Annotated in this window: 7 protein-coding genes; 4 read left to right on the top strand and 3 right to left on the bottom strand. The window is 70.8% G+C overall.

The window, feature by feature from the left end; translation table 11 throughout:
• Positions 1-28: 28 nt before the first annotated feature.
• The 3 genes from F9C41_RS24810 to F9C41_RS24820 form a co-directional block, all read right to left on the bottom strand.
• Positions 29-934 (bottom strand): NmrA family NAD(P)-binding protein, encoded by a 906-nt coding sequence (locus tag F9C41_RS24810; RefSeq protein ID WP_155389236.1) that lies wholly within the window; start codon positions 932-934, stop codon positions 29-31.
• 35 nt (positions 935-969) lie between these two features.
• Positions 970-2,454, bottom strand: a complete 1,485-nt coding sequence (locus F9C41_RS24815) for a dihydrolipoyl dehydrogenase family protein (RefSeq protein WP_155389237.1) — start codon at positions 2,452-2,454, stop codon at positions 970-972.
• 88 nt (positions 2,455-2,542) lie between these two features.
• The gene (locus F9C41_RS24820) at positions 2,543-3,016 is read right to left on the bottom strand and encodes a VOC family protein (protein ID WP_155389238.1); all 474 of its coding nucleotides are present in this window, start codon (positions 3,014-3,016) and stop codon (positions 2,543-2,545) included.
• 368 nt (positions 3,017-3,384) lie between these two features.
• Between F9C41_RS24820 and F9C41_RS24825 the strand changes: the two genes are divergently transcribed.
• The 4 genes from F9C41_RS24825 to F9C41_RS24840 all read left to right on the top strand — a co-directional run bounded on the left by F9C41_RS24825 (position 3,385) and on the right by F9C41_RS24840 (position 7,492).
• Positions 3,385-3,834, top strand: coding sequence for a MarR family winged helix-turn-helix transcriptional regulator (locus tag F9C41_RS24825; RefSeq protein ID WP_155389239.1), 450 nt, complete (start codon positions 3,385-3,387; stop codon positions 3,832-3,834).
• A gap of 128 nt (positions 3,835-3,962) precedes the next feature.
• Positions 3,963-4,808 carry an alpha/beta fold hydrolase gene (locus tag F9C41_RS24830; RefSeq protein ID WP_155389240.1) on the top strand — a complete coding sequence of 282 codons (846 nt, stop codon included), beginning with the start codon at positions 3,963-3,965 and terminating at the stop codon, positions 4,806-4,808.
• A 122-nt stretch (positions 4,809-4,930) separates the two neighbouring features.
• Entirely contained in the window at positions 4,931-6,244 is a 1,314-nt protein-coding gene (locus tag F9C41_RS24835; RefSeq protein ID WP_155389241.1) for an alpha/beta fold hydrolase, read from the top strand.
• Positions 6,245-6,403: 159 nt separating this feature from the next.
• The gene (locus F9C41_RS24840; protein WP_155389242.1) at positions 6,404-7,492 is read left to right on the top strand and encodes a PIN domain-containing protein; all 1,089 of its coding nucleotides are present in this window, start codon (positions 6,404-6,406) and stop codon (positions 7,490-7,492) included.
• Positions 7,493-8,034 lie beyond the last annotated feature (542 nt).

An 8,034-nucleotide genomic window follows, 5' to 3' on the forward strand; every position in this document is an offset into this window, starting at 1 on the left:
GCGGTCGGTGATGCTGGCCAGGGGTGGCTCAGCCCAGGTAGAAGTCCCGGCGGGCGGCGACGAACTCCCCGATCGTCTGGGCGGGTGTGCCGGTGACGCGTGCGACGTCGTCGGAGGTGCGGTCGTATCGGTTCTCGTGGTGCAGCCGGGCCATGGTGGCGATGTGCGCCTCGGTGTGCGGCGGCAGGCCGGCCTTGGAGAGCACCTCGGCGCGCCACAGGTCCAGCGGGACGTCGGTGTAGGTCACCGGGCGGCCCAACGCCCGGGAGAACTCCTCGGCCATCTGCGTCATGTCGACGGTGCGCGGCCCGGTGAGCTCGTAGACGTGCCCGACGTGCGGGGCCGGGTCCTGCAGCACGGTGGCGGCGACCCGGGCGACGTCGTCGACGGCGATCGGCGAGGTGCGGCCGGTGCCGAAGGGCAGCGCGATCGTGCCGTCCGCGCGGATCGACCGGGCCGCCAGCGTCGTGAACAGGGGGTTGTCCAGGAACGAGGTCGGGCGCAGGTGCACCACCGGCAGGCCCGACCAGTTGAACACCTGCTCGGCCAGCCAGTGCAGCCGCTGCTGGTGGGACTCGGCGGTGCTGGTGGCCGTCATCTGCGACACCGTCATCTGGGACATGTCGACCAGGCCCGCCAGCTGCCCGTACTCCCGCGCGACGCTGGCCACCACGGTCGCGGCCAGCAGATGGTCCGGGGACACGGGCATCGCGAAGTACATCGCTCCGACGCCGTCCAGGGCGGCCGCGACGGTCTCGGGCCGGGTCAGGTCGCCGAGGACCACGTCCGCGCCGAGGGCGCGCAGCGCGGCCGCCCGGTCGTCGTCGCGGCGCACCATGGCCCTCACCGGGACGTCGCGGGCGCGCAGCTTTTCCAGGACGGTGCTGCCCACGCCACCGGCGCCGGCGATGAGAACCAGGTCACTGGCTGCCATGGGATGATCTCCTTCGGGATGAGTGGAGCCGGCGCTCACGAGTGCGCCGGCGGCGTACGGCGGGGCTGGTGCCGGTCGCGGTAGGTCTCCAGCAGCCGCAGCCAAACCTCGCTGATGGTCGGGAAGGCGGGCACCGCGTGCCAGAGCCGCTCCAGCGGCACCTCGCCCGCGACCGCGACGGTGGCCGAATACAGCAGCTCCGCGACGCCGGGGCCGACGAAGGTGGCTCCGGCGACGGTGCCCCGGTCCACGTCGACGAGCAGGCGGGCCAGGCCGCGGTATCCCTCGGCGTACTGGTGCGCGCCCGCGACCCGGGCGATGTCGTAATCGACCACCTCGACCCGGCGACCGGTCCGCTGCGCCTCGCGCGTGGTCAGGCCGACCGAGGCGACCTCCGGGTCGGTGAAGACGACCTGGGGCACCGCCGTGTGGTCGGCGCTCGTGACGTGCGCGCCCCAGGGTGTCTCGTTTACCGGCTCGCCGTTGGCCCGCGCGCCGATCGCGGCGCCGATCATGCGGGCCTGGTACTTGCCCTGATGGGTCAGCAGCGCTCGGTGATTGACGTCGCCCGCGGCGTAGAGCCATCCCTCGGCGACGGCGGTGACCAGGCCGGTGTCGTCCACGGTCAGCCAGTCGCCCGGGGTGAGGCCGACGGTGTCCAGGCCGACGTCGCGGGTCGACGGGGCGCGTCCGGTGGCGTACAGGATCTCGTCGGCGGCCAGTTTCGTGCCGTCGCTCAGCGTGAGCCGGACTTCGCGGCCCTCGCGGAACACCGACGCCACCGAGGCGCCGTAGCGGATGTCGACGCCCGCCTCGCGCAGCGCGTCCGCGACCAGTTCCCCGGCGAACGACTCCATCTTCGACAGCAGTCCCGCGTCGCCGCGGACCAGCATGGTCACCTGCGAGCCGAGGGCCTGCCACGCGGCGGCCATCTCGACGGCGACCACGCCACCGCCGACGATGACCAGCCGCCCCGGCGCATGGTCGGCGCTGGTTGCCTCCCGGTTCGTCCACGGGCGTACGGAGTCCAGGCCGGCAGTGTCGGGCAGGGCGGTGGTGGTGCCGGTGCACACGGCGACGGCATGGCGTGCGGTCAGCCGGACGGTGCCGCCGTCGGAGGTCCGTACGGTGACCCGGCGCGGACCGTCGAGGCGGCCGTGGCCGCGGATGAGGTCGACCGAGACCGAGTTCAGCCAGTCGACCTGGTCCTCGTCGCGCCAGTGGTGGGAGATCTCATCGCGGTGGGCGAGCACCGCGGCGACGTCCAGCGGGCCGGCCACCGCCTGGCGCAGCCCGGGCACCCGGCGGGCCTCGGCGCGGGCGATCACCGGCCGCAGCAGTGCCTTGCTGGGCTCGCAGGCCCAGAACGAGCACTCGCCGCCGAGCAGCTCGCGCTCGATGATCACGGTACTGAGCCCGGCGGCGCTGGTCCGGTCGGCCACGTTCTCGCCGACCGGGCCGGCGCCGATGACGATCACGTCATAGGTGCGGTCGGCCGCGTTCGTCGCTGCTTCGGTCATCGATGCTCCTGTAACTGGGTCGGGTCGGGGGATCGGCGGGGGCGGTGCCGCACCAGAGTGGAGGGGCCGGTGCGGCACCGGAGACGGGTCAGCGGCCGGGGGCGCGCTTCTTGACCTCCTGGAGCACCCAGCCGTTGCCGTCCGGGTCGCTGAAGGTGGCGTACGAGCCGTAGTCGGCACGCTCGGGGTGTGCGCCGGCCACGCGGTCCTGGCCGGGGCCGTCGTGGGTGACGTCGCCGCCCTCGTGGCCGTGGTACAGCAGCCCCTTGGCGTCGTGGAACACCTCGCTCACGGCGACGCCGCGGCCGACGAGGTCGGTGCGGGCCTGGTCGATGTCGTCCGTGATGAGGTACAGGCCCTGGACCGAGCCCGGAGTCGCGGTGGTGAGCCCCTGGCCGAACATGATCGAGGCCTCGGAGCCGGGCGGGGTGAGGTGCACCGCGCGCCACTGCTCGTTGGCGGCCTTGTCGAGGTCCAGGCGGAAGCCTGCCTGCTCGTAGAAGGCCTTGGCTCGATCGACATCCGATACGGGCAGGATGAGGAGTTCGAGCTTGAGGTTCATGAGGTCCTTCTTTCTCAACGGCGGTCAGAAGTCGACCGGTCTACTATCGCTGGCTCCGGCGTGGTCAACGGCTGCCGGTCGCCAGGTGTTCCCCGAGCGAAGGTCGGGCTCGGCCCGCCTGTCCATCGTCGCGTCGCAACTGGGCTGCGACTACCGATATGCCTGATGGTCACTGCTTCGTAAGGCCGGGCCTTCCTGTCGGCCCGGCGGGGAACAATATGAGCATATGCTCCTAATGGGGAGGCGCCAACGTGCCGGACCAGAGTCTCGACCTGCCGGGTCGCCGCCGAAGGGGGCCTGACCAGCGGCTCCTCGCAGGTGCGAGCATATGCTCGTATCATGGGCTGGCGAGAGGCGTGGAGGAGACGATGACCACAGCGACCACGGCGCCCGACCCGTGCAACAACCTGGCATTGCGCAAGGCGGCCCGGTATCTCGGCGCGACCTACGACAAGGCCCTCGCCCCGGCCGGACTGCGGGCGACGCAGTTCAGCATCCTGCAGAAGCTCGGCGCGTACGGCGAGATGACGATCGGCAGCCTTGCCGACATGATCGCCATGGACCGCACGACGATGGCATCCAACCTCAAACCCCTCGCGCGGGAGGGCCTGGTCACCGTCGAGCCGTCGGCGGCCGACCGCCGCGCCCGCATCGTCGCGCTCACCCCGGACGGACTCGACCGGATGAAGACGGCGCTGCCGCTGTGGCGGGCGGTGCAGGCCCGGTTCGAGGAGAAGTTCGGCCAGGACGAGGCGCTGCGGCTGCGGACGTCCCTCGAAGGCGTCCTGGACACCGGCTTCGAGCCCTGGGCCGAGTGACGTACGCCGTGGGCGTCAGCGCTCGCCCGGACGCACCGGGCCGGTCTCGTGTGCGATGACGACCAGACAATCATGATCTTGGCCACTGTCGCGACGGGACACGGTCGCGGCGATGCGATCATGGCCGGATGACAGCCACGACCTTCGTCTTCGTCCACGGCTCCGGCAGCAACTCGTTCGCCTGGGCGCCCATGCAGCGGGAACTGGCCTACCGCGGGCACCGGTCGCTCGCCGTCGACCTGCCCGGACACGGGTTCGGCGCGACGTTCCCGGTGGCGTACCAGGCACCGCAGGACCTCGCCGCGCTGGCGGCCGCGCCGAGCGCGATGGCCGGCATCGGGCCCGCGCACAACGTGGCGCACGTCCTGGACGCGGTGCGGCGGGTACGCGAACACGGCCCGGTCGTGCTGGTCGGGCACAGCCGCGGCGGGCTCACCCTGACCGGCGTCGGCAACGCCGCCCCGGAACTGGTGGACCGGCTGGTCTACATCTCGGCGTGGTGCTGCGTCGAGGACACCCCGGCGGGTTACCAGGAGTCGGCGGAGAACGCGACCTCGGCGCTGTCCGGTGTCGGCGGCCTGCTCGCCGCGAACCCGGCGGAGATCGGTGCGCTGCGGCTCAACTGGCGCACCGCCGACCCGGCGCTGCTCGCGACGCTCCGGGAAGCGGTGCTGGCCGACGGCACCGACGACGAGTTCCACGGCTTCCTCAACACCCTGGAGCCGGACGAGAGCCTGGACGCAGGCGAGGAGCGGGCACAGGCCGAGACCTGGGGCCGGATCCCGCGCACCTACGTGCGGCTCACCGCCGACCGTTCGATCCCGATCGCGCTGCAGGACCGGTTCATCGCCGAGGCCGACAAGCTGACCCCCGGCAACCGGTTCGACGTCCGGTCGCTCGATGTCAGCCACGCCGCTGTGCTGGTGCGCCCGGCCGAGACCGCGGCCCTGCTCTCCTCCTTGATCCAGGCGTGACGCCGCTACCGCTTTTCGCCTGAATCGGGGAAAGCTGGTGATTCTGCCGACTCGGCCGGTATTGCCGCCGCCATAGCATCGGACCTCCCCATATCCACGCTTGAGAATGGAGGCTGGATCCGATGCGTACCATCCTGGTGGCCGTCACCGCCGCACTGGCGCTGACCGCTGCACCGGCCGCGGCGGGCTTCGCGGCAGAGCCGTCCGCCCAGCCCGCCGCGATGCGGCGGCCCATCGTGTTCCTGCACGGCGCGGCCGGCTCCGCGGCACAGTTCGAGACCCAGGCCAAGCGATTCGCGAGCAACGGCTACCCGGTCGAGATCATCGACGGTATCGACTACGACTACTCGTTCGCCGCGGAGAGCAGCAGTGCCGTGCTGAACCGCCTGGAGCAGCGGATCGACCAGCTGCGCGCGCAGACCGGGGCAGCCCAGGTCGACCTGGTCGCGCACTCGCTGGGCACGTTCCTCAGCCACAGCTTCCTGCGCACCCGGTCACGGGCGGCGAAGGTGGCCCACTACGTCAACCTCGACGGAGCGACCGCGCTGAGCCGCCCGGGCGGCGTGCCCACCCTGGCCATCTGGGGCGAGGGCGCCACCAGCCGGCGCATCTGGGGCGCCACGAACGTGTACCAGAGCGACCAGTCCCATACGCAGACGGTGACCTCGACGCAGAGCTTCGGGCAGATGCACCGGTTCTTCGCCGGCACGGACCCGGCGACCACCGCGGTCGTCGCCGAGACCGGCCCGATCACGCTGACCGGCAAGACCGTGCTGTTCCCGTCCAACGCGGCCGCGACCGGGGCACGCGTCGACGTGTACGAGATCGACGCCACCACCGGCCGCCGCCGCACCTCGCAGCCCTTCGCCCAGTTCGCCATCTCCGCCACCGGCGCGTTCGGCCCGCTCACCGCCGCGCCGCAGGCCCGCTACGAGTTCGCGATCGTGCACAGCGCCGGCCACACGCAGCACCACTACTTCCAGCCGTTCCAGCGCACCGACCGGCTGCTGCGCCTGCTCACCAACCGGCCCGGCGAAGGCATCAGCAGCCGGGTGCCCGTCGACCCGCGGCACAGCGCGATCTCGCTCACCCGATACAAGGAATGGTGGGGCGACCAGGGCGCGAACAGCGACCACCTCACCATCGGCGGTGTCGACGTCCTCAACGCCGTCACCGCGCCGCGGGACAAGCGGGCCATCGGCCTGTTCGCCCACGACCAGCTCGTCGACCAGCGCACCGACCTCAGCACCGCCATCGCCGACTTCGACGAGGTGTTCATCACCGCGGCCGACGTCTACATCCCCGCCTCCGCCGACGCCTCCGGCACCGTCTCGGTGACCATCCAGTCCCGGGCAGCCGGCGGCACCCAGCAGTTCACCGTGCCGAACTGGCCCTCGCACACCGACCGCATCACCCTCAACGCCCTCGACCTCTGACCCGCCGCCACCTCCACGGACGCAGGCAGCCGGCGCGGCTCGCCCCCGCCCATCGGCAGCAGACCCCCGCCGGTGTACGGACGCCGCCCGGCTGCCTCACCGACCCGCGCAACGGTTCGGTGACCCAACTGCGCGGCGGAGAGGCGTACGCTGATCCCCGTGGATCAAGAGGATCGCATTGCCCTGTTCCTTGACTACGAGAATCTGGCGATCGGTGCCCGTGAACACCTCGGCGGCATGACGTTCGACCTGCGCCCCATCGCCGACGCGCTCGCCGAGCGCGGACGGGTGGTGGTGCGCCGGGCGTACGCCGACTGGTCGTACTTCGACGAGGACCGCCGGTTGCTGACCAGATCGCATGTGGAGCTGATCGACATCCCGCAGCGCATGGGCGCGTCCCGCAAGAACTCGGCCGACATCAAGATGGCCGTCGACGCCCTGCAGCTGGCCTTCGAGCGGGACTACATCTCCACATTCGTGTTCGGCACCGGCGACAGCGACTTCACCCCGCTGGTCCACAAGCTTCGCGAGCTCAACAAGCGCGTCATCGGCGTCGGCGTCGAGCAGTCGACCTCGGCGCTGCTCCCGCCGGCCTGCGACGAGTTCCTCTACTACGACCGGCTCGAAGGTGTCGAGATCAGGCCGGCGCGCATCCGGGGCGGCCGGCCGCCCGCGCAGGCCAGACCGCAGGAGACGGCGCCCCAGCCGATCGAGCCGGAGATTGAGGCCCCGGGGGCTTCGGAAGAGCCCGCGGGTGACGTGGACACCCTCGCAGTGCTCGTCGCACAGACCGTCGCCGGGCTGGAGGGCAGCTCCGGCGGTGCGGTGACCGCGTCGACACTCAAGCGCACCCTGCTGCGCAAGGACCCGACGTTCAACGAGGGCGACTACGGCTTCCGCACCTTCGGGGAAGCGCTGAGGTACCTCGCCGAACACGACATCATCGAGCTCGGCGAGGGCCCGGCCAAGGGGGACCCGGAGGTCTCCCTGCCCGAGCACGGCGGTCCGGAGGCGGAGTTCGATCTGCTGCGTTCGGTCGTCGCCGACCTGAGCCGCAGCTCGGGTCCGGTGGCGCTGTCCGGTCTGAAGAACCACCTGCGCCGGGCGCAGCCGGACTTCAGCGAGAAGAAGCTCGGCTACCGGAGCTTCCTGCAGTTCTGCAAGGCGGCGGCGACAGCCGGGGTCGTCGACCTCCGCTGGGACCCGGAAGCCGACGACTACCTGCTCACCACCACGACCCGGTCCTGAGCGGTGGACGCGGAGGTGCGGCCTGGCGGTCGGCCGGCGGTGGTCAGCCATCCGGTCAGCTCGCCGGCCGCATCGAGTGGCATTGACGCCGTCCACGTGCCTTTGAAACAGGTATTGCCTGGTCAGGCGAGTGCCCTGTCGCGCGGCTCGGTGTGAATCAGATTCGCGGATTTGCAGGTGGTGATGATGTGACCGGGGACAAGCCACCCCGATTTGCATCCCGCAGGACGGGCCGCGTAATGTTCTCTCTGCCAGCGAGGAACGGACAAAAACACCGGGGCTGAAGAGCTCGGGTGGAGGCCGGATCGCTTGGCCGCTCGGAGTGGTGTGGACCCCGGTTAGGGGGCCGCGAAACCGGTCCGGTACTGTGAACGACACAGCCCCGTAGTGCTTCCCGAGGAATCGGGTGGTGTTCGGTGTGTGCTTGTTCTTTGAGAACTCAACAGGGTGCTATTTAAGCCAAGTGCCAATTATTGGCCGCTCCGGGCTTTGTTCCGGGGTGGTTGCTTTGGTGATGGATTCGGATTCGGACATTAATTTGT

The organism is Catellatospora paridis, from assembly GCF_009720365.1.
Lineage (GTDB): Bacteria > Actinomycetota > Actinomycetes > Mycobacteriales > Micromonosporaceae > Catellatospora > Catellatospora paridis.